The organism is Streptococcus sp. HMSC070B10 (assembly GCF_001808665.1).
GTDB lineage: Bacteria > Bacillota > Bacilli > Lactobacillales > Streptococcaceae > Streptococcus.
Map to the genome: position 1 here is coordinate 36,059 of NZ_KV794201.1, position 22,103 is coordinate 58,161.

Genomic DNA, 22,103 nt, shown 5'->3' on the forward strand with positions numbered 1-22,103 from the left:
TGATTCTAAAAGTTTTTTTGAAAAGGAGGGAAGGAAAGATTGGACTACCAACGAATTAATGAATATTTAACGTCTATATTTAACAATGTCCTCGTTATTGAGGAAGTTAGCTTGAGGGGTAGTCGTTTCAAGGATATCTCCATCAAAGAAATGCATACGATTGATGTGATTGGAAAAGTTCCAGATGTGACACCAAGTCAAGTGTCAAAAGAGTTGATGGTTACTCTTGGGACAGTTACGACTAGTTTGAATAATCTCGAACGCAAGGGTTACATTGAACGCATTCGTTCAGAACATGATCGGCGTGTGGTACATCTGCATTTGACAAAGAAAGGTCGCTTGGTTCATAGGCTACATAAACGCTTCCACAAGGCCATGGTTGAAAAAATCATTGATGGTATGAGTAAACAAGAAATTGAGGTTATGAGCAAAGGTTTGACCAATCTTTATCAATTTTTGGAGGATTTGAGATAATGGCTTTTGCAAAAATAAGCCAGGTTGCTCATTATGTGCCAGAGCAAGTGGTTACAAATCATGATTTGGCTCAGATTATGGATACCAATGATGAGTGGATTTCAAGTCGGACGGGAATACGACAAAGGCATATCTCAAAAACAGAATCTACTAGTGATTTGGCTACAGAGGTTGCTAAGAAACTGATGACAAAAGCTGGAATCACAGGGGAGGAGCTGGATTTTATCATCCTAGCTACCATTACTCCAGATTCAATGATGCCCTCAACAGCTGCTCGTGTCCAAGCCAATATTGGTGCTAATAAGGCCTTTGCTTTTGACCTAACAGCAGCTTGCAGTGGATTTGTATTTGCTCTTTCAACTGCTGAAAAGTTTATCGCTTCTGGTCGCTTTCAAAAAGGCTTGGTGATTGGTAGTGAAACCCTTTCTAAGGCAGTCGATTGGTCAGATCGATCAACAGCTGTTTTGTTTGGAGATGGTGCTGGTGGAGTCTTGCTAGAAGCTAGCGAGCAAGAGCATTTCTTAGCTGAAAGCCTCAATAGTGATGGGAGTCGTAGCGAGTGTCTGACGTATGGACATTCAGGCTTACATTCTCCATTTTCAGATCAAGAAAGTGCAGATTCATTTTTGAAGATGGATGGACGCGCAGTCTTTGATTTTGCTATTCGAGATGTAGCCAAGTCTATCAAGCAGACTATTGATGAATCTCCTATAGAGGCGGCAGACTTGGATTATCTGCTACTTCATCAGGCTAATGACCGTATTTTGGATAAGATGGCTAGAAAAATCGGTGTCGACCGAGCCAAACTTCCAGCCAATATGATGGAATATGGCAATACCAGTGCAGCAAGTATCCCGATTTTACTTTCAGAGTGTGTAGAACAAGGTCTCATCCGTTTAGATGGTAGCCAGACTGTTCTACTATCAGGCTTCGGTGGAGGTTTGACATGGGGCACGCTCATTCTTACAATTTAGGTAATCATGTGGTGAACACATTGTTATAAAAAACTATTTATTTTAAAGGAGTCCTATCATGGCAGTATTTGAAAAAGTACAAGAAATTATTGTTGAAGAACTTGGAAAAGACGCATCAGAAGTAACACTTGAATCAACTTTTGATGATTTGGACGCAGATTCATTGGACTTGTTCCAAGTGATCTCAGAAATTGAAGATGCTTTTGATATCCAAATCGAAGCAGAAGATGACTTGAAAACAGTTGGTGACTTGGTTGCCTACGTTGAAGAGCAAACAAAATAAACAGAATATAAATAGAAGGAGTAGGGAAACCCGCTCCCTCTTGTTTAGGCAATAGTTTGATTGTCAAATTATGATGGTATCGAACTATTACGTAAGCAAGAAACGATGGAGGCACTATGAAAACGCGTATTACAGAATTATTGAACATTGATTATCCTATTTTCCAAGGAGGAATGGCCTGGGTTGCTGATGGTGATTTGGCAGGAGCTGTTTCCAAGGCTGGAGGACTAGGGATTATCGGTGGGGGGAATGCCCCTAAAGAAGTTGTCAAGGCAAATATTGATAAAATCAAATCATTGACTGATAAACCCTTTGGTGTCAACATCATGCTCTTGTCTCCCTTTGTGGAAGATATTGTAGACCTCGTTATCGAGGAAGGGGTTAAGGTAGTGACAACAGGCGCGGGAAATCCAAGCAAATACATGGAACGTTTCCATGAAGCTGGTATTACGGTTATTCCTGTTGTACCAAGTGTTGCCCTAGCTAAACGCATGGAAAAAATCGGTGCGGACGCTGTTATTGCAGAAGGAATGGAGGCCGGGGGGCATATCGGTAAATTAACAACCATGACCTTGGTGCGCCAGGTTGCTGCTGCTGTATCTATTCCTGTTATTGCTGCAGGAGGGATTGCGGATGGTGAAGGTGCTGCGGCTGGCTTTATGCTAGGTGCAGAGGCTGTTCAGGTTGGAACTCGTTTTGTCGTTGCAAAAGAGTCTAATGCCCATCCAAATTACAAGGCCAAGATTTTAAAAGCTAGGGATATTGATACTACGATTTCAGCTCAACACTTTGGCCATGCTGTTCGTGCAATTAAAAATCAGTTGACTCGTGATTTTGAAAAAGCTGAGAAAGATGCCTTTAAACAAGAAAATCCAGATTTGGAAATTTTTGAACAAATGGGCGCAGGTGCACTAGCCAAAGCAGTTGTTCACGGAGATGTGGATGGAGGCTCCGTCATGGCAGGTCAAATTGCAGGGCTTGTTTCCAAAGAAGAAACCGTTGAAGAAATCCTAAAAGATTTGTATTACGGAGCAGCTAAGAAAATTCAAGAAGAAGCCTCTCGTTGGGCAGGAGTTGTAAGAAATGACTAAAACAGCCTTTTTATTTGCTGGCCAAGGTGCTCAGTATCTAGGTATGGGCCGTGATCTCTATGATCACTACCCTATTGTCAAAGAAACGATTGATCAAGCAAGTCAGGTGCTTGGTTATGATTTGCGTCATCTTATTGATAGGGAAGAAGAAAAACTCAATCAGACCCGCTATACGCAACCAGCTATTTTAGCGACTTCAGTTGCTATTTACCGTTTATTGCAAGAAAAGGGCTATCAGCCTGACATGGTTGCTGGTTTGTCTCTTGGAGAATACTCTGCCTTGGTAGCCAGCGGTGCCTTGGATTTTGAAGATGCGGTAGCCTTGGTTGCTAAGCGTGGCGCCTATATGGAAGAAGCGGCCCCTGCTGGTTCTGGCAAGATGGTAGCAGTTCTCAATACGCCAGTAGAGGTCATTGAAGAAGTCTGTCGAAAAGCTTCTGAACTTGGAGTAGTTACTCCAGCCAACTATAATACACCTGCACAAATTGTGATTGGTGGAGAAGTGGTTGCAGTTGATCGAGCTGTCGAACTCTTGCAGGAAGCAGGTGCCAAACGCTTGATTCCTCTCAAGGTGTCAGGTCCCTTTCATACTGCTCTCCTTGAGCTTGCTAGCCAGAAACTAGCTGAAACTCTGGCTCAGGTAAGTTTTTCAGATTTTACTTGTCCCCTAGTTGGCAATACAGAAGCTGCAGTTATGCAAAAAGAAGACATTGCTCAACTCTTGACGCGTCAGGTCAAGGAACCAGTTCGTTTCTATGAAAGTATTGCAGTTATGCAAGAAGCAGGAGTAACCAACTTTATCGAGATTGGACCAGGGAAAGTCTTGTCAGGCTTTGTCAAAAAAATTGATAAAACGGCTAAACTAGCTAATGTTGAAGATCAGGCGAGTTTGGAAACCTTGCTAGAAAACGAGTAATCCCTTCTCCCATAAATACAAGAGGAAACAGGAGAAAAGAATGCAACTAAAAAATAAAAATATCTTTATTACAGGTTCGAGTCGTGGGATTGGTCTTGCCATTGCCCACAAGTTTGCTCAGGCAGGAGCCAACATTGCCTTAAACAGCCGTGGGACAATCTCAGAGGACTTGCTAGCCGAGTTTTCAAACTATGGTGTCAAGGTGGTTCCCATTTCAGGAGATGTATCAGATTTTGCAGACGCTAAGCGTATGGTTGATCAAGCTATTGCAGAGCTGGGTTCAGTAGATGTTTTGGTCAACAATGCAGGAATTACACAAGATACCCTAATGCTCAAGATGACAGAAGCGGATTTTGAAAAAGTGCTCAAGGTTAACCTGACTGGTGCCTTTAACATGACACAATCAGTCTTGAAACCGATGATAAAAGCTAGAGAAGGTGCTATCATTAATATGTCTAGTGTTGTTGGTTTGATGGGAAATATCGGTCAAGCTAACTATGCAGCTTCTAAGGCTGGTTTGATTGGTTTTACCAAGTCTGTGGCGCGTGAAGTGGCCAATCGCAATATCAGGGTTAATGCTATTGCACCTGGAATGATTGAGTCCGATATGACAGCTGTTCTATCAGACAAGGTAAAAGATGCCATGCTGGCACAAATTCCTATGAAAGAATTTGGGCAGGCAGAGCAGGTTGCAGATTTGACAGTATTTTTAGCAGGCCAAGATTATCTAACTGGTCAAGTGGTTGCCATTGATGGTGGCTTAAGTATGTAGCAGAAGCTAGAGGTAAAAAAGATGAAACTAAATCGCGTAGTAGTAACAGGTTATGGAGTAACATCTCCAATCGGAAATACACCAGAAGAATTTTGGAATAGTTTGACAACTGGAAAAATCGGAATTGGTCCAATTACAAAATTTGATCATAGTGACTTTGATGTGCATAATGCAGCAGAAATCCAAGATTTTCCTTTTGATAAATACTTTGTAAAGAAAGATACCAATCGTTTCGATAACTATTCTTTGTATGCCTTGTACGCAGCCCAAGAAGCCATTAATCATGCCAATTTAGATGTAGAGGCTCTTGATAAAGATCGTTTTGGTGTTATCGTGGCCTCTGGTATTGGTGGAATCAAAGAAATTGAAGATCAAGTGCTTCGACTCAACGAAAAAGGGCCAAAACGTGTGAAACCATTGACCCTTCCAAAAGCCTTGCCAAATATGGCTTCAGGAAATGTTGCCATGCGTTTTGGAGCAAACGGTGTTTGTAAATCCATCAATACTGCCTGCGCTTCATCAAATGACGCAATTGGAGATGCTTTCCGCTCAATTAAGTTTGGTTTCCAAGATGTTATGTTGGTAGGTGGTTCAGAGGCCTCTATCACACCTTTTGCGATTGCTGGTTTCCAAGCTTTGACAGCTCTTTCTACTACAGAGGATCCAAGTCGTGCTTCTATCCCATTTGATAAGGACAGAAACGGTTTTGTCATGGGTGAAGGTTCAGGGATGTTGGTTCTTGAAAGTCTTGAACACGCTGAAAAACGTGGGGCAACGATCCTTGCCGAAGTAGTTGGTTACGGAAATACCTGTGATGCTTACCATATGACTTCACCACATCCAGAAGGTCAGGGTGCTATCAAGGCCATCAAACTAGCTTTGGAGGAAGCTGAAATTTCTCCAGAGCAAGTAGCCTATGTTAATGCTCACGGAACGTCAACTCCTGCTAATGAAAAAGGAGAAAGTGGTGCCATCGTAGCTGTTCTTGGTAAGGAAGTACCTGTATCATCAACCAAGTCTTTCACAGGACATTTGCTGGGAGCTGCAGGTGCGGTAGAAGCTATCGTCACCATCGAAGCTATGCGTCATAACTTTGTACCAATGACAGCTGGAACAAGTGAAGTATCAGATTATATCGAAGCCAATGTCGTTTATGGACAAGGCTTGGAGCAAGAAATTCCATACGCTATTTCAAATACCTTTGGTTTTGGTGGCCACAATGCAGTTCTTGCTTTCAAACGTTGGGAGAATAAATAAGTATGAATTTAAACGATATTAAAGACTTGATGGCTCAATTTGACCAGTCAAGTTTGAGAGAATTTTCTTATAAGAACGGGACGGATGAGTTGCAGTTTAGCAAGAATGAAGCTAGACTGGTATCTGAAGCTGTACCTCAAGTCGCTCCAGCGCCCGTTCTAGCAACCCCGAGTCCAGTAGTTTCTACATCTACTCCAGCAGAGACTGTAACAGAAGAGGTTCCAGCACCAGCTGAAGCAAGTGTGGCTGCTGAGGGAGATGTTGTAGAGAGTCCACTTGTTGGAGTGGCTTACTTGGCTGCTGGTCCAGATAAACCTGCCTTTGTAACAGTTGGTGATAGTGTTAAAAAAGGTCAAACATTGGTGATTATCGAAGCCATGAAAGTCATGAATGAAATTCCAGCACCTAAGGATGGTGTGGTAACGGAAATTCTCGTTTCTAACGAAGAAATGGTTGAGTTTGGTAAAGGATTGGTACGTATCAAATGATCGATATTCAAGGAATCAAAGAAGCCCTTCCCCACCGTTATCCTATGCTACTAGTAGACCGTGTCTTGGAAGTGCGCGAGGACACCATTGTTGCCATCAAAAATGTGACCATCAATGAGCCCTTCTTTAATGGTCATTTCCCTCAATACCCTGTCATGCCAGGTGTTCTGATTATGGAAGCCTTGGCGCAAACAGCTGGTGTATTGGAGTTATCAAAACCTGAAAATAAGGGGAAACTGGTCTTTTACGCTGGTATGGATAAGGTTAAATTCAAGAAGCAAGTTGTACCAGGCGACCAATTGCTTATGACAGCGACTTTTGTAAAACGTCGTGGCACCATTGCTGTGGTTGAAGCAAAGGCTGAAGTGGATGGCAAGCTTGCGGCCAGTGGTACTCTTACCTTTGCAATAGGGAACTAAGGAGGTTCTCCATGTTTCGAAAAATTTTAATTGCCAATCGTGGTGAAATTGCGGTTCGTATTATCCGTGCGGCGCGTGAATTGGGGATTGCAACGGTGGCGGTTTATTCAACTGCTGATAAGGAAGCCCTGCATACGCTTTTGGCAGATGAAGCAGTTTGTATCGGTCCTGGTAAGCCTACAGAGTCTTATCTCAATATTAATGCGGTTCTATCAGCTGCAGTCTTGACTGAGGCAGAAGCCATTCACCCAGGTTTCGGATTTCTCAGTGAAAATTCCAAATTTGCAACCATGTGTGAAGAAGTTGGTATCAAGTTTATCGGTCCATCTGGTCATGTCATGGATATGATGGGAGATAAAATCAATGCGCGTGCTCAGATGATTAAAGCAGGCGTGCCTGTCATTCCAGGTTCAGATGGAGAAGTGCATAACTCTGAGGAAGCTTTGATTGTTGCTGAAAAAATTGGCTACCCTGTTATGCTCAAGGCTTCAGCAGGTGGAGGTGGTAAAGGGATTCGTAAGGTTGAAAAACCAGAAGACCTCGTTTCCGCCTTTGATACTGCTTCAAGTGAAGCCAAGGCCAATTATGGCAATGGTGCCATGTACATAGAACGGGTTATCTATCCAGCTCGTCACATCGAGGTTCAAATCCTAGGAGATGAGCATGGACATGTGATTCACTTGGGGGAACGGGATTGTTCTCTTCAACGGAATAACCAAAAGGTTTTGGAAGAAAGTCCTTCGATTGCAATCGGAAAAACGCTGCGCCATGAAATTGGTGCTGCGGCTGTTCGAGCGGCAGAGTCTGTTGGTTATGAAAATGCAGGGACCATTGAGTTTCTTCTTGATGAAGCCAGTGGTAAATTCTATTTCATGGAAATGAATACACGTGTTCAGGTAGAGCATCCAGTAACAGAATTTGTTTCAGGTGTGGATATCGTTAAGGAACAAATTCGCATTGCGGCAGGTCAGCCTTTGTCTGTTAAGCAAGAAGATATTGTTCTGCGTGGTCATGCCATCGAGTGTCGGATCAATGCAGAAAACCCAGCCTTCAACTTTGCTCCAAGTCCAGGTAAGATTACCAATCTCTATCTGCCAAGTGGAGGAGTAGGCTTGCGCGTGGATTCAGCAGTTTATCCAGGTTATACCATTCCGCCTTATTATGATAGTATGATTGCTAAAATCATCGTTCACGGTGAAAATCGTTTTGATGCCTTGATGAAAATGCAACGAGCCCTCTATGAACTAGAGATAGAGGGGGTGCAGACCAATGCAGATTTCCAGCTTGACCTCATTTCAGATCGTAATGTCATTGCTGGAGATTATGATACTTCCTTCTTGATGGAAACCTTCTTACCTAAATATCAAGAAAAAGAATAAAATGACTTCAAGAGTTTAAACCGAAAAGGGGAATCAATGGCTCTATTTAGTAAAAAAGATAAGTATATTCGAATCAATCCCAATCGTTCGGTTAGGGAAAAACCTCAAGCTAAGCCAGAGGTTCCAGATGAATTATTCTCCCAGTGTCCAGGCTGTAAGCATACCATTTATCAGAAGGATCTGGGAAGTGAGCGTATCTGTCCACATTGTAACTACACCTTTCGTATTTCTGCCCAAGAACGCTTGGCTTTGACGATTGATATGGGGACTTTCAAGGAATTATTTACGGGGATTGAAAGCAAGGATCCCTTGCATTTCCCTGGTTATCAAAAGAAACTAGCAACTATGCGTGAAAAAACAGGTCTGGATGAAGCTGTTGTGACAGGAACAGCTCTTATTAAAGGTCAGACTGTGGCTCTTGGGATTATGGATTCTAACTTTATCATGGCTTCTATGGGTACGGTTGTAGGTGAAAAAATCACTCGTTTGTTTGAGTATGCGACTGTCGAACAATTGCCAGTTGTTCTCTTCACAGCCTCTGGTGGGGCCCGTATGCAGGAAGGAATCATGAGTCTCATGCAGATGGCCAAGATTTCTGCAGCAGTTAAACGCCATTCAAATGCTGGTCTCTTTTATCTGACCATTTTGACAGATCCAACGACAGGTGGAGTAACAGCTTCTTTCGCTATGGAGGGCGATATCATTCTGGCTGAACCACAGAGCTTGGTTGGTTTTGCTGGGCGTCGTGTGATTGAAAATACGGTTCGTGAAAACTTGCCTGAGGATTTTCAAAAGGCAGAATTCCTACTGGAACATGGCTTTGTAGATGCTATTGTCAAAAGAAGAGATTTGCCAGATACGATTGCTAGCCTAGTCAGATTGCATGGAGGGTGTCCTAGATGAATATTGCAAAAATAGTCAGAGAAGCGCGTGAGCAGAGTCGCTTGACAACCTTGGACTTTGCGACAGGCATTTTTGATGAATTTATCCAATTACACGGTGACCGTTCTTTTCGTGATGATGGTGCAGTTGTCGGTGGTATTGGCTGGCTTGGAGATCAAGCTGTCACAGTGGTTGGTATCCAAAAAGGCAAGAGCTTGCAAGACAACCTCAAACGGAATTTTGGACAACCACATCCAGAAGGCTATCGCAAGGCCCTACGGTTGATGAAACAAGCTGAAAAATTTGGCCGTCCAGTTGTGACCTTTATCAATACTGCAGGTGCCTATCCTGGTGTGGGAGCGGAAGAACGCGGTCAAGGGGAAGCTATCGCTCGCAATCTTATGGAAATGAGTGATCTGAAAGTTCCGATTATCGCCATCATTATCGGTGAAGGTGGTTCAGGTGGGGCTTTGGCTCTAGCAGTTGCAGACCGTGTCTGGATGCTGGAAAATTCTATCTATGCCATTCTCAGCCCAGAAGGCTTTGCTTCCATTCTATGGAAGGACGGAACTCGTGCCATGGAAGCGGCAGAGCTGATGAAAATCACTTCTCATGAACTGCTAGAAATGGACGTGGTGGACAAGGTGATTTCTGAAGCAGGACTTTCTAGCAAAGAATTAATTAAGAATGTCAAAAAAGAACTCCAAGCTGAGCTAGCTAGACTTTCGCAAAAACCGTTAGAAGCGTTGTTGGAAGAGCGTTACCAACGATTTAGAAAATACTAATACTTCAGAATACATAAAAACTAGAGCTGGCAGTCAGTTCTAGTTTTTATGTGGTTCTTACTTTATACCAAGGGGAAAGTCAAAAGGTGCCTGGAAGACCAAACACCTTTTCGATTATTCATTTTCTTCTGTTACAAATTGACTAAGCAGTCCATTGATAAAACGGGCTGATTTTTGATCTGAAAAATTCTTAGCAAGTTCAATGGCTTCATTGACTGCTACCAGCTGAGGTGTATCAAATGATGTGATTTCAAAGATACCCAAGCGTAGTAAGTTTTTTTCGACCAAGGTCAAGCGTTCAACTGTCCAGCCTGACTTGAGGTGCTGGTTGATTTGTTTATCCAACTCGTCTTTTTGAGCTTGAACGCCAGAAACCAAGTTCAGAAGAAAGGCAGGGATTTGCACATCTGCATCTTCACGGTCATGCGTGTAGGCAAAGTGACAAGCTGTTTCCATATCTGTGCCGAATTCAAGACTCATAAGAGCTTGAAAAGCGCATTTACGAAGTTCGCGTCTAGATTCTAATAATGGACTAGTCATTGAGGAAGTCCTCGTTAAATAAATCTTTCAACTCAGGTTTTGGTGTTTTATCTGGAACGATTCCTGCAACATGGATGTTGACAGCAGCAAGTTCCACATCAGCCATATCTCGGACAGCATCTTTGACCGCTTTTTGAATAGCAAGAGCAACTTTTGGTACTTTTACACCGTACTCAAGATAGAGATAAATGTCAGCAGTTAGTTCTTCGTTGCTTTCTTTTAAGTAGACGCCACGACCAAGAGAGAGTTTTGATAGGGTATCAGATACGGATTTATTTGAAAATGAGTGGACACCATCAACTTTAGCAGTTGCGATGGCAATGATTTTTTCAAGTACACGTGGAGCGATAACGATTTCGCCAAATTGTTCTTCAATTCCCATAGAATGACCTCTTTCTAGAGATTAGGCACGAGAAACGTAAGTTCCTTCTGCAGTGTTGATGATCAATTTTTGCCCAGCTTCGATGAAGTCAGGAACGTTGACAACAAGTCCAGTTTCCATAGTCGCTGGTTTACCAGAACCTGTAACAGTAGCACCTTTGATAGATGGTTGTGTTTCAGCGACTGTCAATTCAACAGTAGTTGGTACAGTTACACCGATTACTTCAGTTCCGTAGAATTGGATTTTTACATCAGAGTTTTCAAGGATGTAAAGCAATTCATTTTCAACGTTTACGACTGGGATTTCGTATTGGTCGTAAGTTTCAGTATTCATGAAGTAGGCAGTTTCATCCATCTTGTACAAGTATTGAGCTGGAACAGTTTCGATAATAGCTTGTTCGAATTTTTCTTCTGGACGGTAGCTTGTGTCAAATGTAGAACCAGTACGGACATCACGTAATTTCATACGCATGATTGTGTTTCCTTTACCTGGTTTGTGGTGGCTAGCTTCCAAAACGCGGATTAATTTTCCGTCTGCAGTTTCAAATGTCATACCAGCTTTCAATTTGCTTGCTTCAATCATGTTTTTACCTCTTTAATAAATATTATTACTCTTCATTTTACCATAAAATCTTCTGGAAATAAAGCCAAAATAGTTAATGGGATTTGGTAAGAGCGAAAAAACCAACCTCAAGGCTGGTTTCTTTTATATATTAATCTTCTTTCAACTTTGCCAATTCCTGGGCAAGCAGCTTAAGGGCGACTTGTGGGTTGGCTTGGCCTTTGGTTGCTTTCATAAGGAATCCTGTAAATGCCTTATCTGCGTTACGTTTACCTGACTTGAAGTCGGCAACAGCCGCTTCGTTATCGGCAAAGACTTGGTGGATGATTGGGATCAGGATTTCAGGGTCTGAGATTTGAACCATACCTGCTTTTTCAACGTATTCACGCGCACCGCCGCCATTTTTAGCCAGGTGGACAAAGACTTTCTTGGCAATCTTAGAAGAGATAGTGCCGTCTTCGATGATGGCAATCATTTCAACCAAGTTTTCTGGTGTCAATTCGATTTGTTCAAGTGTCTTGCCTTCAGCGTTTAAGAACTGAGCGACTTCTCCTTGGAGCCAGTTAGAAACTTGTTTGGCATCGCCACCAAGAGCCACAGCTTTTTCAAAGAAATCAGAAGTGACCTTGTTCGCAGTCAACTGGCTAGCATCGTAGTCTGACAAGCCGAGGTCAGAGACGTAGCGAGCACGGCGTTCTTTTGGAAACTCTGGCAATTCAGTACGCATTTCCTCAATCCACTCATCTGAGATTTCAAAAAGAGGTAGGTCTGGCTCTGGGAAGTAGCGGTAGTCTGCAGCACCTTCCTTAACACGCATGAGGATGGTTGCTTTGTTGGCTTCATCGTAGCGACGTGTTTCTTGGCGGATTTGACCACCTGAGCGAAGGATTTCAGCTTGACGTTGGACTTCGTATTCAAGACCTTTGCGGACGTTAGAGAAGGAGTTGAGGTTCTTCAACTCAGTCTTGGTACCGAATTTCTCTTGACCATACGGACGAAGGGAGATGTTGGCATCCACACGCATAGAACCTTCTTCCATCTTAACATCAGAAATGCCAGCGTACTGGATAACTTCCTTGAGGGCTGTTAGGTAAGCGTAGGCTTCTTCTGGCGAACGCATGTCAGCTTCAGATACAATCTCAATCAAGGGCACCCCTTGGCGGTTGAGGTCAACATAAGAGTAGCCATCTGTACCGTGGGTGTTTTTACCAGCGTCTTCTTCTAGGTGGGCACGTTCGATACCGATTTTCTTGGTCGTACCGTCTTCTAGCTCGACTTCAATCCAACCGTTATAACCGATTGGCTCATCAAACTGAGAAATTTGGTAGGCTTTAGGATTATCAGGATAGAAGTAGTTCTTGCGGTCAAAGTGCATCTTTTTGTGGATGTCCATGTTGAGGGCAAGAGCAGCCTTGATACCGGCATCAACAACACCTTTATTGAGAACTGGCAGAACTCCTGGGAAGGACCAGTCAATCACGTTAGTGTTGGCATTTTGGTCATTTCCAAAGTGGGCAGAAGTAGGTGAGAAGATTTTTGAATTGGTGTTGAGCTCTACGTGGACTTCAAGTCCAATGACTGTTTCAAAGTTCATTAGTTATCACCTCCAAAAATCACGGGTTGTTGTTTGTGGTAGTTTGTTGTTGCTTCAAAGGCAGCAGCAGCTTGGTAAATGGTTTCCTCAGAGTACTTAGGACCAATCAATTGCAGACCGACAGGTAGTCCTTGAGAGAATCCAGCAGGAATCGAAATTCCTGGAAGACCTGCCAAGTTGACTGGGATTGTCAAAAGGTCAGCCAAGTACATGGCAACTGGGTCATGGTTGAGTGAGTCCAAGTCATAAGCAACACTTGGAGCAGTTGGGCCCAAAATCAAGTCATAATCTGCGAAGACTTTTTCGAAATCTTGAATGATGAGGGTACGGACTTGACCAGCTTTCTTGTAGTAAGCATCGTAGTAACCTGATGAAAGGCTGAAAGTACCTAGCATGATACGGCGTTTCACTTCTTCACCGAAACCTTGGCTACGGCTGTTTACATAGATTTCATCAAGGTTGGTCGCATCCTCTGCGCGGTAACCATAACGGATACCGTCAAAACGTTGCAAGTTTGATGAAGCTTCAGATGAAGCGATGATGTAGTAGACGGCAACACCGTATTTAGAGTGAGGAAGGCTGACTTCTTCGACGATAGCACCAAGTTTTTCAAAGTGTTTGGCGGCGTTCAGGATTCTTTCCTTAACCTCTGGGTCAATTCCTTCACCAAGGTATTCCTTAGGCAAAGCAATTTTCATGCCCTTGATGTCTTGACCGATTTTTGAAGTAAAGTCGGCAATGCGGACAGGGGCAGAAGTAGAGTCTTTGACGTCTTCGCTGGCAATAGCGTTGAGCAAGAGGGCATTTTCCTTAACAGTAGGAGCAAAAGGTCCAATCTGGTCTAATGAGCTACCAAAGGCAATGAGACCGAAACGAGAAACCGTTCCGTAGGTTGGTTTGAGACCAACGATCCCGTTGAAGGCAGCAGGTTGGCGGATAGAACCACCAGTATCAGAACCAAGTGACAAGCGAACTTGCCCAGAGGCTACAGCTGCGGCTGAACCACTTGATGAACCACCAGGAACCTTGCTGTGGTCCCAAGCATTTTTAGTGGCACCATAGTGCGAAGTCTCACCTGAACCACCCATGGCAAACTCGTCCATGTTGGTTTTCCCTACGACAATCATGCCTTTAGCCTTTGCATTGGAAACGGCTGTTGCATCAAAGATTGGCTCGTAGTTATAGAGCATTTTTGAGGCAGCAGTTGTGAGAATGCCGTCTGTAGAGATGTTATCCTTAACTGCAAGTGGAATTCCTGAAAGGACATTATCAGCATCAATTCCAGCTTCATCAATGGCTTTAGCTTGGGCAAGAGCTTGCTCTTCAGCGATGGTAACAAAAGCGTTAATAGCTGTTTCGCGAGACTTGATATCTTCAAGCGTAGCTTGTGTTAATTCAGTTGCTGAAATTTCCTTAGAGACAAGGAGATTGTGCAAGTCTTCAATGGTTTTATTGTTGAAAGTCATTAGGCATCTCCTCCATCGTCTAGGATAGCTGGTACCTTGATATAGTAGTTGTCTTTTTCAGGTACGTTTTTAAACAAGCGATCACGGTCTGTTCCTTCTTCGGCCACATCAGGGCGGAGTACAGTCTTGCGGTCAGCCATGGTTGTAGTAGGTGCAACACCAGTTGTGTCAACTTCGCCCAGCAATTCAACCATGTCTACAATCTTGGACAAGGTAGTTGCAAAGGCAGCAGTTTCTTCTTCAGAGAATCTTAATTTTGAAAGATTGGCAACGTGTGTTACCTCTTCTTGCGTAATTTTCATCTTGCATCCTTTCGTGAAATGATGATTTTGAGTCTGTTCTATTTTACCATATTTTCCTATAAATAAGGGAGCCAAACTGAAAAGAAATAGAAATTGAAAAATCGTTTTTAATTCGCTATAATAGTTAAACTAGAAAAAAGAAAAAATAAGAGTTAGGATAGAAACATGTTCCATCAATTTATCACCAGAACTCAGACAGTCCCTCCTCCCATTTCACTTTTTTGGTATGGGGTCATGATGCTTGTCTTAATGCTTTGTATTTATGGGGCACTTGCTTATCACAAAAATCCGAAATTTGTATACTTGTTTAAGGGGATTCAGATCCTCCAGTTGCTAGCACTCTATAGTTGGTATGTTGGTTTTGGGATTCCCTTTTCTAATAGTCTCCCATTTTATCATTGCCGTTTAGCTATGTTTGCTGTGGTTTTCTTGCCTGATAAATGGAAAAGTAAGCAGTACTTTGCCCTCTTAGGAGCAAGTGGAGCTGTCTTTGCACTAGTTTACCCAGTTTTTGACCCCTATGACTTCCCCCATATTACCAGTTTTTCATTTTTGATTGGGCACTATGCCCTTCTAGTGAATTCCTTGGTCTACTTGATGAATCACTATGACAAGAGCCTACTCAAGAAGTATATGATTGTAGTCTATACCTTTATCCTCAATCTCTTTCTAGTTGGGGTTAATCAGGTGACTGGTGGGAATTATGGCTTGTTAAATAAGACACCTTTTATTCCTGATGCCCCCCTGTGGCTAAAGTACCTACTTGTGTCCGTCATCCTTTCACTGGCTCTGGTTCTTTTTGATATCTTGTTCAAAAAACGGTGGAAAAAGAGAAACCAGGTGAAATCAGTGCTCTAGCTAACTTTTTTCGTCGGATGAGCAATTGAAAAACTACTCAAAATCCGATATAATGGGGTGTTGAAAGGAATGGGAAAATCCAATGTAGAAATCATTCTTAGCTATTGAAACAAGAAAAATAGAGAATCAAAGAAAGAGAACTTATGAATATTCAAGAAGAAATTAAGAAACGTCGTACTTTTGCCATCATCTCCCACCCGGACGCGGGGAAAACAACCATCACCGAGCAGTTACTCTACTTTGGGGGCGAGATTCGTGAGGCTGGTACCGTAAAAGGAAAGAAAACAGGGACGTTTGCCAAGTCTGACTGGATGGATATCGAGAAGCAACGTGGGATTTCGGTGACTTCATCTGTGATGCAGTTTGACTACGATGGTAAGCGCGTCAATATCCTCGACACACCAGGGCACGAGGACTTCTCAGAAGATACCTATCGGACCTTGATGGCGGTGGATGCTGCGGTCATGGTTGTGGACTCTGCCAAGGGTATCGAGGCGCAAACCAAGAAATTGTTTGAGGTTGTGAAACATCGTGGCATTCCCGTCTTTACCTTTATGAACAAGCTGGACCGTGACGGTCGTGAGCCACTGGACCTCTTGCAAGAATTGGAAGAAGTCTTGGGAATTGCTAGTTACCCTATGAACTGGCCAATCGGTATGGGGAAAGCCTTTGAAGGCTTGTATGACCTTTATAACCAACGCTTGGAGCTCTACAAAGGGGATGAACGTTTTGCCAGTCTAGAAGATGGGGACAAGCTTTTTGGCACCAATCCTTTCTACGAGCAGGTAAAAGATGATATTGAGCTTTTAAATGAAGCTGGGAATGAGTTTTCAGAGGAAGCTATTCTGGCTGGAGAATTGACGCCAGTCTTCTTTGGTTCAGCTTTGACAAACTTTGGTGTTCAAACCTTCCTTGAAACCTTCCTCAAGTTTGCTCCAGAACCACATGGTCACAAGAAAACAGATGGTGAAATTGTGGATCCTTATGACAAGGATTTCTCAGGATTTGTCTTTAAGATCCAAGCCAACATGGACCCTCGTCACCGTGACCGTATCGCCTTTGTCCGGATCGTATCAGGTGAATTTGAGCGTGGCATGAGTGTCAACCTGCCTCGTACTGGTAAGGGGGCTAAATTGTCTAATGTTACTCAGTTTATGGCAGAAAGTCGTGAGAATGTGACCAATGCCGTGGCAGGTGATATTATCGGTGTTTACGATACAGGTACTTATCAGGTTGGGGATACATTGACTGTTGGCAAAAACAAGTTTGAATTTGAACCACTGCCAACTTTTACACCTGAAATTTTCATGAAAGTTTCCGCTAAGAATGTCATGAAGCAAAAATCCTTCCACAAGGGAATTGAGCAATTGGTGCAAGAAGGAGCCATTCAGCTTTATAAGAATTACCAAACAGGCGAGTATATGCTGGGTGCTGTTGGTCAACTCCAGTTTGAAGTCTTTAAGCATCGTATGGAAGGTGAGTACAACGCTGAAGTAGTTATGAGCCCAATGGGTAAAAAGACCGTTCGTTGGATCAAGCCTGAGGACTTGGATGAACGGATGTCATCAAGCCGAAATATCTTGGCTAAAGACCGTTTTGACCAACCAGTCTTCCTCTTTGAAAATGACTTTGCCCTCCGCTGGTTTGCGGACAAGTATCCAGATGTAGAGTTGGAAGAGAAAATGTAGATCGCCAAAGTTACTTGATTGTGTAACAATCTAAGTAACTAACGCCAAGTTTCTATGGAACTTGGCTAGGCGCTCCACTAGTAAAGTTTTACGAATATTGTCGATTCGTAAAACTTTACGTCGTGACGGGTAGTGAGTGGTCTAGCTAACTGCTTTACTAACTCCGTTTGGCAAATAGAATCGATTTGTAAAACTCAGTGTCGTAATGGTAAGGAAGCGAACTAGCTAACTGCCTTACTAACTACGTTTGGCACATAGAATCGATTTGCCAAACTCCGTGTCGTAGTGTAACAATCGGTTTACCTAACTGCTTTACTAGGAAAAATCCACGAATGGTATCAATTCGTGGGCTTTTCTGTCGTGACGGGGAGATAATGGCCTAGCTAACTAGAAAAAACATCAATAGAATGCCCATGATTATAACCTAATTGTGGGCATTTTTGATAGGAGTTACAGGGAGAATCGAGTTGATTCGAAGCAATTTTTTATGAAAATCTATTGTCACAAGATGTACTTCGATAGTATTTTTTGCATTACATTATGAATTTATCAATGAAACATGAATAGTCAAGTTTTTATATTTTGTTTATATAATATGTTAAAAATCCGAACGTTATATACTTTTTACTACTAAAATAAATTTAGCTATATATATTTTAAAAAGTTATTTGAGGCTTTTTATACAAAGGTATTAGATGTTGTTAGAGAATTTATAAATGGTTCGATATTTCAAAATATTTGAATAGTAATATTATATAAAAATATATCAAATTTCTTGACAAGCGTTTGCATTTAAAGTATACTTTAAAGGTATGATTAAAATAGGGTGGATTGTCCACTTTTGGTATGTAGGGAAAGGGTAAAACATGTTTTTTAGACGTCAAAAAGGTGAGTATAGAGAAACCGATCGAGTGACGCGGTATAAGTTAATCAAATCAGGAAAACATTGGTTGCGCGCTTCAACCTCTCTTTTTGGTTTGTTCAAGGTCTTGCGTGGTGGTGTAGATACGACGCAAGTCATGACAGAAGTAGTAGAGGATAAAGTAAATTCTTCTATTACAGGTTTGGATATTATCAAGGGGCTTGCTGCCACAGGAGCTGTTTTAGGTGGTAGTGTTGCTACTCAAACAAAAGTATTTGCAAATGAAACAGTAGCCGTGGAAAAAACACTGGAAAATCCAGATCTTTTGGTTACAAATGATACAGTAGTTTTGGGTACGACATCTCTAAGTAACTCGGAAAATTCTGCTAGCTTGTCTACTTCTATAAGCGAAAGCGCTTCGATTTCAGAATCTGTGTCTAAGAGCTCGTCAGCCAGCACCTCAGCCAGTGCTTCCGCTAGTACGTCAGTTAGTGCCTCAGCTAGCACATCATCTTCAGCCAGCGCTAGTGCTTCAGATTCTGCAAGTATGTCAACTAGTTTGAGTCAATCTGCTAGCCAAACAAGTAGTGTGTCAACATCTGTAGGAGCTTCTTCAGAAAAAACTGTATCTGAAATTCAAGATGAGAAGAAAGCATCGACTCAAAATGAATCAAAGGTTGACAAGATTGATTCATCAATTTTGAAGCCTGCTACTATTGAGTCAAACACTGTTAAAACAAATTCAGATACAACAAGTTTAGTGGGAGCGACAGCTGCAACCTTGTCATCTGTAGAAACTTCTGTAAAGAAAAATGAAGAAAATCGTAAGAAGTTAACCAAGCTTTCAGCTGAAATGGGTGAATACTTAGCGAAGGCTGCTGGTTTACCAAATACTGATTCTGCAATTACTAAGGTAAATGCAGCAGTGACAGCTATTGAAAAAGCCTTGGCAGATCCAACGAGTGACTGGACAGAGGTGGTGCAAAAAGCTACTCTAGCTCGTAATTCTATTGTCAATGCTGTTTTAAGAGCGCAATCAGGAGCGCGTGATGCTCGTAATGGCCAAGCTATGTTGCGCGATGCTTCTCTTCGCGCAAGTTGGGCTCCTTCTCAAAATGATAGCCGTATGACAGTAAGTAGTCCAGTTGCTACTTTTGATAAGGCTACTGGTATCGCTACTTACACGATGAATGTTCAGGCTAATAGTGCTTTGAGCAATGTGGGTGTTAAAATAAATGTCGGCCAAGGTGGTCATGTCCAAAGTGCAAAATTTAATGACAATTTTATGGATAAAACCTACACTCAGGGTTCTGAAATTGTTTATAATTACAGACATGGACAAAATAGAAACTTAAACGGTACAATTGTAGTCAAAGTTAAATACGATAACAATGTGCCGACTGCGACTGCAGATATGCAGGTTCAGGTTAGCTCGGCACCTATCGGACAAAATACTCAAGGGAATGCTTCTACAGTTCAATCGGCAAGTGTTCCAACAGGTTACAATCAATCTAGACCAACGCCACCACCTTCTGTAAGTAAATCAGGTCCAAATATCGAGATTAAAAAAGGTACTCATTTCGATGTCTACAATGATGATAGTGTTGATCTCGCAGTTTCTATATTAAAAAATGGAACTAGAATTCATTCATATGGATCAAGAGGTGGCGATCCGATACCTGGTGTTACTTATGATGGTCCTTTGATGGGACAAGTTCTAAATAGAACGAATCCAAACTATAATCCTAATGATCCAAGAAATAAAAATCCATTCCTTAATCAACCTAGGGAATATGAAAATATTGGCAGTCATATACATGGAACTGTGGGTAACGGCGATGCATCTGCTACAGTAGGAAAAACCTATACTTATCTTATTGGAGCAGTTGATTGGGGAAATAAATCATCTGAAGCTACTGTTACTTATACCATAAAAGGTTTCAACGAACGCCATGATGTTCAAAGCGGAGATGTTGTTCAGGTTAAGGATTTGGAGCATTTAACACAGCAAGAAATTGCAGAAGTTTATAATAACTTTATTAATAATGCAGCCAATAAACGAGATTTATTAACTAATCAAGACCTTACTAAAGATGCATCAAAAGCAAACGTAACTTCGGACGCAAATGGTACCGTTTTAACCTTCCCAGGAACGAAAGCTAAGATTGAAGTTTCAACAAATGGTACGATCACAGTCACCTATCGTGATGGTACCACAAGTACTATCAATGCTGCCTTAGAAAAATACAATCCAATTGCCAAAGTCCCTAAAGTCTATACTTATATTGGTGAGCAGGCTGGTGACCTAGAGAATGCAAGTAACTTTATCCAGCGTGCTAACGGTAAAGAATTCCCTGCTGGAACAAGAATTACTTGGAAACAAGGGGCAGAAATTAAGACATCAGAGACAGGTTCTAAACAAGCTATTGCACACATCGAATATCCTAATGGTGGCAGTGAAGATGTTACTGTAGATTATGAAGTTCTGGCGACAATTAAGCCTAAAGGTCCAGTAAATGATATTCAAGGAACAGCTCCTCATAAGGGAACAGTTTGGCATAATTATGTTGATAAAGAGGGGACGGCTGGATATCCAAGTGGTGCAAGCCAAGCTTGGAGTAAAGATGGTCAAGTAGTTTCTAGCTCGCCTATCAATACAAATGAGACAGGAAGAAATACCTACCAAGTGACCTTTACCTATCCGGTAGGTCGTATGGGGGAAAATGACTCTAATAAATTAAGTCATACAGTTAATGTTGTCCATGATGTCTATAAGTTTGAATCAAATCGTTCTTATACTTTCACACAGAATAAAACAGATGATCCAGCTTATAAACAAGCAGTGGCAAATCCTAAAGAAGCGGTTACAAAAGTATCTGGAAGCCCAGAGTTTAATGCAGCAAACACTAATTACAAATGGGTCAATGGTGCACCGTCACTCACTGAGGTAGGAACCTTTACTAAGGAAGTAGAAGTAGAACTACCTGCAGATTCAACAGGGGTCAGAGTTAAACAGAATGTCCCCGTTACTGTGAAAGTAAAGCCACAAGCCCCTGAAATTGCAGCTGATTCAGTGAATGAAAAAGGTGGTTTGCCAAATCGTTCAATTGTTGTAACGAATGTGACACCTGGAGCTCTTGTAACCTTGACTTTAGCAGGCTATACGTTCGAGAAAAAAGCGAAGGACAACGAATCAAGCGTTACCTTTGAACCTGCTGATCTGAAAAAAGCATACGACGGCAATAATGGACTCTTACCTACAGGAAATGTAACGGTTAAACAAGAGAAAGTTGTAACGACTCCTTCTGGAGGAACAGAGACCCTTACTTCTGCCACAACTACTAAGACCATTACTAAAGAAAATGTAGCTCCAAATCCTGAATTTGAAATCTATGTCAAGAATGATAAGACTAAAAAATGGGAAAAGCTTTCTCCGAAAAATAATGTCCGTCCTGGCACGAGTGGATACGAGATTTTTGCCGGAGATGAAGTTAAAGTTGTCTTGAAGGGTTCAGATAATAGTGGCAAACTTAGAGATTTGAAACTTTATGATGGTATTTCAGATAAAGATAGAATATTCCAAAAAGGATATTCTTCGAATGATGATGCGCCAGGATTTAAGAATACACCAACGAATGCTCCTGCTACTTTAGAGTATACAGCTTCTTATAATGCTAATCAGAAATATGATGATAAAAATAAATGGAATCTCGGAACCAAAGTTGTAGACTTGTCTGATAACGAAGCACGCACTCCGACAGTAGTAGTTGCTCAAGGTAAATTGAATGTAAGATTCCCTGGTGTGAAGCCGTCAAGAGTCTTCCAAGTTAAACATCCAAACGCTCTGGATCAGCGTGAGAAAGATGAAATCTTGGCAGCTGTGAAAACAGCAAATCCAGAGACTGCAAATCGTATCAGTAGTTATTCTATTGCAGAAAATGGAACGGTGACCATCACTTATAAAGATGGAACGGTGAATACGGTAACGCCAGATATATCTGACTCTGATTACCGTGCATCAGTGTCTGCGTCGACAAGTGCAAGTCAAAGTGCCTCAGCTTCAGCCTCTACAAGCGCAGTAGCAAGTGCTTCAGCGTCAACAAGTGCGGTGGCTTCAGCTTCAGCATCAA

Annotated in this window: 21 protein-coding genes; 15 read left to right on the forward strand and 6 right to left on the reverse strand. The window is 42.1% G+C overall.

From position 1 onward, the window contains the following. Positions 1-39 precede the first annotated feature (39 nt). The 12 genes from HMPREF2613_RS06995 to HMPREF2613_RS07050 all read left to right on the forward strand — a co-directional run bounded on the left by HMPREF2613_RS06995 (position 40) and on the right by HMPREF2613_RS07050 (position 9,720). Positions 40-474, forward strand: coding sequence for a fatty acid biosynthesis transcriptional regulator FabT (locus HMPREF2613_RS06995; protein ID WP_000386355.1), 435 nt, complete (start codon positions 40-42; stop codon positions 472-474). Next, entirely contained in the window at positions 474-1,448 is a 975-nt protein-coding gene (locus HMPREF2613_RS07000) for a beta-ketoacyl-ACP synthase III (protein ID WP_070479847.1), read from the forward strand. Before HMPREF2613_RS06995 ends, HMPREF2613_RS07000 begins: the two co-directional genes overlap by 1 nt. A gap of 58 nt (positions 1,449-1,506) precedes the next feature. Next, positions 1,507-1,731 (forward strand): acyl carrier protein, encoded by a 225-nt coding sequence (locus tag HMPREF2613_RS07005; protein ID WP_000257838.1) that lies wholly within the window; start codon positions 1,507-1,509, stop codon positions 1,729-1,731. Between the two features lie 116 nt (positions 1,732-1,847). Then, positions 1,848-2,822: an enoyl-[acyl-carrier-protein] reductase FabK gene (fabK, locus tag HMPREF2613_RS07010; RefSeq protein ID WP_000857445.1), complete on the forward strand. Its 975-nt coding sequence runs from the start codon at positions 1,848-1,850 to the stop codon at positions 2,820-2,822. Continuing rightward, complete coding sequence (fabD, locus tag HMPREF2613_RS07015; protein ID WP_070479848.1) at positions 2,815-3,738, forward strand: ACP S-malonyltransferase; 924 nt, start codon at positions 2,815-2,817, stop codon at positions 3,736-3,738. The genes fabK and fabD overlap by 8 nt, the downstream gene beginning before the upstream one ends. A gap of 40 nt (positions 3,739-3,778) precedes the next feature. After that, positions 3,779-4,510: a 3-oxoacyl-[acyl-carrier-protein] reductase gene (gene fabG, locus HMPREF2613_RS07020; RefSeq protein WP_049492977.1), complete on the forward strand. Its 732-nt coding sequence runs from the start codon at positions 3,779-3,781 to the stop codon at positions 4,508-4,510. 21 nt (positions 4,511-4,531) lie between these two features. Beyond that, on the forward strand, positions 4,532-5,767 hold the full coding sequence (gene fabF / locus HMPREF2613_RS07025) for a beta-ketoacyl-ACP synthase II (RefSeq protein ID WP_070479849.1): 1,236 nt from the start codon (positions 4,532-4,534) through the stop codon (positions 5,765-5,767). A gap of 2 nt (positions 5,768-5,769) precedes the next feature. Beyond that, entirely contained in the window at positions 5,770-6,255 is a 486-nt protein-coding gene (gene accB / locus HMPREF2613_RS07030; protein ID WP_070479850.1) for an acetyl-CoA carboxylase biotin carboxyl carrier protein, read from the forward strand. Next, positions 6,252-6,674 (forward strand): 3-hydroxyacyl-ACP dehydratase FabZ, encoded by a 423-nt coding sequence (fabZ, locus tag HMPREF2613_RS07035; RefSeq protein WP_049492970.1) that lies wholly within the window; start codon positions 6,252-6,254, stop codon positions 6,672-6,674. Before accB ends, fabZ begins: the two co-directional genes overlap by 4 nt. 11 nt (positions 6,675-6,685) lie before the next feature. Next, a complete protein-coding gene (gene accC, locus HMPREF2613_RS07040; RefSeq protein WP_061589556.1) occupies positions 6,686-8,053 on the forward strand; it encodes an acetyl-CoA carboxylase biotin carboxylase subunit in 1,368 nt (455 codons plus the stop codon). A 36-nt stretch (positions 8,054-8,089) separates the two neighbouring features. After that, positions 8,090-8,956: an acetyl-CoA carboxylase, carboxyltransferase subunit beta gene (accD, locus tag HMPREF2613_RS07045; RefSeq protein ID WP_070479851.1), complete on the forward strand. Its 867-nt coding sequence runs from the start codon at positions 8,090-8,092 to the stop codon at positions 8,954-8,956. Then, positions 8,953-9,720, forward strand: coding sequence for an acetyl-CoA carboxylase carboxyl transferase subunit alpha (locus HMPREF2613_RS07050; protein WP_049487035.1), 768 nt, complete (start codon positions 8,953-8,955; stop codon positions 9,718-9,720). Before accD ends, HMPREF2613_RS07050 begins: the two co-directional genes overlap by 4 nt. A 114-nt stretch (positions 9,721-9,834) precedes the next feature. Here HMPREF2613_RS07050 and nusB read toward each other — a convergent pair whose 3' ends face one another. From nusB to gatC, 6 genes are all read right to left on the reverse strand, one after another. Beyond that, on the reverse strand, positions 9,835-10,260 hold the full coding sequence (gene nusB, locus HMPREF2613_RS07055) for a transcription antitermination factor NusB (RefSeq protein ID WP_000203638.1): 426 nt from the start codon (positions 10,258-10,260) through the stop codon (positions 9,835-9,837). Continuing rightward, positions 10,253-10,642, reverse strand: coding sequence for an Asp23/Gls24 family envelope stress response protein (locus tag HMPREF2613_RS07060; protein ID WP_000510575.1), 390 nt, complete (start codon positions 10,640-10,642; stop codon positions 10,253-10,255). The genes nusB and HMPREF2613_RS07060 overlap by 8 nt, the downstream gene beginning before the upstream one ends. 21 nt (positions 10,643-10,663) lie before the next feature. Then, positions 10,664-11,224: an elongation factor P gene (efp, locus tag HMPREF2613_RS07065; RefSeq protein ID WP_000568643.1), complete on the reverse strand. Its 561-nt coding sequence runs from the start codon at positions 11,222-11,224 to the stop codon at positions 10,664-10,666. Between the two features lie 130 nt (positions 11,225-11,354). After that, positions 11,355-12,797: an Asp-tRNA(Asn)/Glu-tRNA(Gln) amidotransferase subunit GatB gene (gene gatB, locus HMPREF2613_RS07070; RefSeq protein WP_070479852.1), complete on the reverse strand. Its 1,443-nt coding sequence runs from the start codon at positions 12,795-12,797 to the stop codon at positions 11,355-11,357. Then, complete coding sequence (gene gatA / locus HMPREF2613_RS07075; protein ID WP_070479853.1) at positions 12,797-14,263, reverse strand: Asp-tRNA(Asn)/Glu-tRNA(Gln) amidotransferase subunit GatA; 1,467 nt, start codon at positions 14,261-14,263, stop codon at positions 12,797-12,799. The genes gatB and gatA overlap by 1 nt, the downstream gene beginning before the upstream one ends. Next, positions 14,263-14,565: an Asp-tRNA(Asn)/Glu-tRNA(Gln) amidotransferase subunit GatC gene (gatC, locus tag HMPREF2613_RS07080; protein WP_000705419.1), complete on the reverse strand. Its 303-nt coding sequence runs from the start codon at positions 14,563-14,565 to the stop codon at positions 14,263-14,265. Before gatC ends, gatA begins: the two co-directional genes overlap by 1 nt. Before the next feature lie 165 nt (positions 14,566-14,730). Between gatC and HMPREF2613_RS07085 the strand changes: the two genes are divergently transcribed. The 3 genes from HMPREF2613_RS07085 to HMPREF2613_RS07095 all read left to right on the forward strand — a co-directional run. Then, positions 14,731-15,423 (forward strand): YwaF family protein, encoded by a 693-nt coding sequence (locus tag HMPREF2613_RS07085; RefSeq protein WP_049552708.1) that lies wholly within the window; start codon positions 14,731-14,733, stop codon positions 15,421-15,423. 143 nt (positions 15,424-15,566) lie between these two features. Beyond that, on the forward strand, positions 15,567-17,111 hold the full coding sequence (locus HMPREF2613_RS07090) for a peptide chain release factor 3 (protein ID WP_001025440.1): 1,545 nt from the start codon (positions 15,567-15,569) through the stop codon (positions 17,109-17,111). Between the two features lie 866 nt (positions 17,112-17,977). Beyond that, positions 17,978-22,103: accessory Sec-dependent serine-rich glycoprotein adhesin (locus HMPREF2613_RS07095; protein WP_070479854.1), on the forward strand; the 4,126-nt coding region annotated here is incomplete at its 3' end.

Coding starts and splice junctions, on each gene's coding strand:
- HMPREF2613_RS07000 (WP_070479847.1), top strand. CDS start 474: ATGGCTTTTGCAAAAATAAGCCAGGTTGCTCATTATGTGCCAGAGCAA.
- HMPREF2613_RS07005 (WP_000257838.1), top strand. CDS start 1,507: ATGGCAGTATTTGAAAAAGTACAAGAAATTATTGTTGAAGAACTTGGA.
- fabK (WP_000857445.1), top strand. CDS start 1,848: ATGAAAACGCGTATTACAGAATTATTGAACATTGATTATCCTATTTTC.
- fabD (WP_070479848.1), top strand. CDS start 2,815: ATGACTAAAACAGCCTTTTTATTTGCTGGCCAAGGTGCTCAGTATCTA.
- fabG (WP_049492977.1), top strand. CDS start 3,779: ATGCAACTAAAAAATAAAAATATCTTTATTACAGGTTCGAGTCGTGGG.
- fabF (WP_070479849.1), top strand. CDS start 4,532: ATGAAACTAAATCGCGTAGTAGTAACAGGTTATGGAGTAACATCTCCA.
- accB (WP_070479850.1), top strand. CDS start 5,770: ATGAATTTAAACGATATTAAAGACTTGATGGCTCAATTTGACCAGTCA.
- fabZ (WP_049492970.1), top strand. CDS start 6,252: ATGATCGATATTCAAGGAATCAAAGAAGCCCTTCCCCACCGTTATCCT.
- accC (WP_061589556.1), top strand. CDS start 6,686: ATGTTTCGAAAAATTTTAATTGCCAATCGTGGTGAAATTGCGGTTCGT.
- accD (WP_070479851.1), top strand. CDS start 8,090: ATGGCTCTATTTAGTAAAAAAGATAAGTATATTCGAATCAATCCCAAT.
- HMPREF2613_RS07050 (WP_049487035.1), top strand. CDS start 8,953: ATGAATATTGCAAAAATAGTCAGAGAAGCGCGTGAGCAGAGTCGCTTG.
- nusB (WP_000203638.1), bottom strand. CDS start 10,260: ATGACTAGTCCATTATTAGAATCTAGACGCGAACTTCGTAAATGCGCT.
- HMPREF2613_RS07060 (WP_000510575.1), bottom strand. CDS start 10,642: ATGGGAATTGAAGAACAATTTGGCGAAATCGTTATCGCTCCACGTGTA.
- efp (WP_000568643.1), bottom strand. CDS start 11,224: ATGATTGAAGCAAGCAAATTGAAAGCTGGTATGACATTTGAAACTGCA.
- gatB (WP_070479852.1), bottom strand. CDS start 12,797: ATGAACTTTGAAACAGTCATTGGACTTGAAGTCCACGTAGAGCTCAAC.
- gatA (WP_070479853.1), bottom strand. CDS start 14,263: ATGACTTTCAACAATAAAACCATTGAAGACTTGCACAATCTCCTTGTC.
- gatC (WP_000705419.1), bottom strand. CDS start 14,565: ATGAAAATTACGCAAGAAGAGGTAACACACGTTGCCAATCTTTCAAAA.
- HMPREF2613_RS07085 (WP_049552708.1), top strand. CDS start 14,731: ATGTTCCATCAATTTATCACCAGAACTCAGACAGTCCCTCCTCCCATT.
- HMPREF2613_RS07090 (WP_001025440.1), top strand. CDS start 15,567: ATGAATATTCAAGAAGAAATTAAGAAACGTCGTACTTTTGCCATCATC.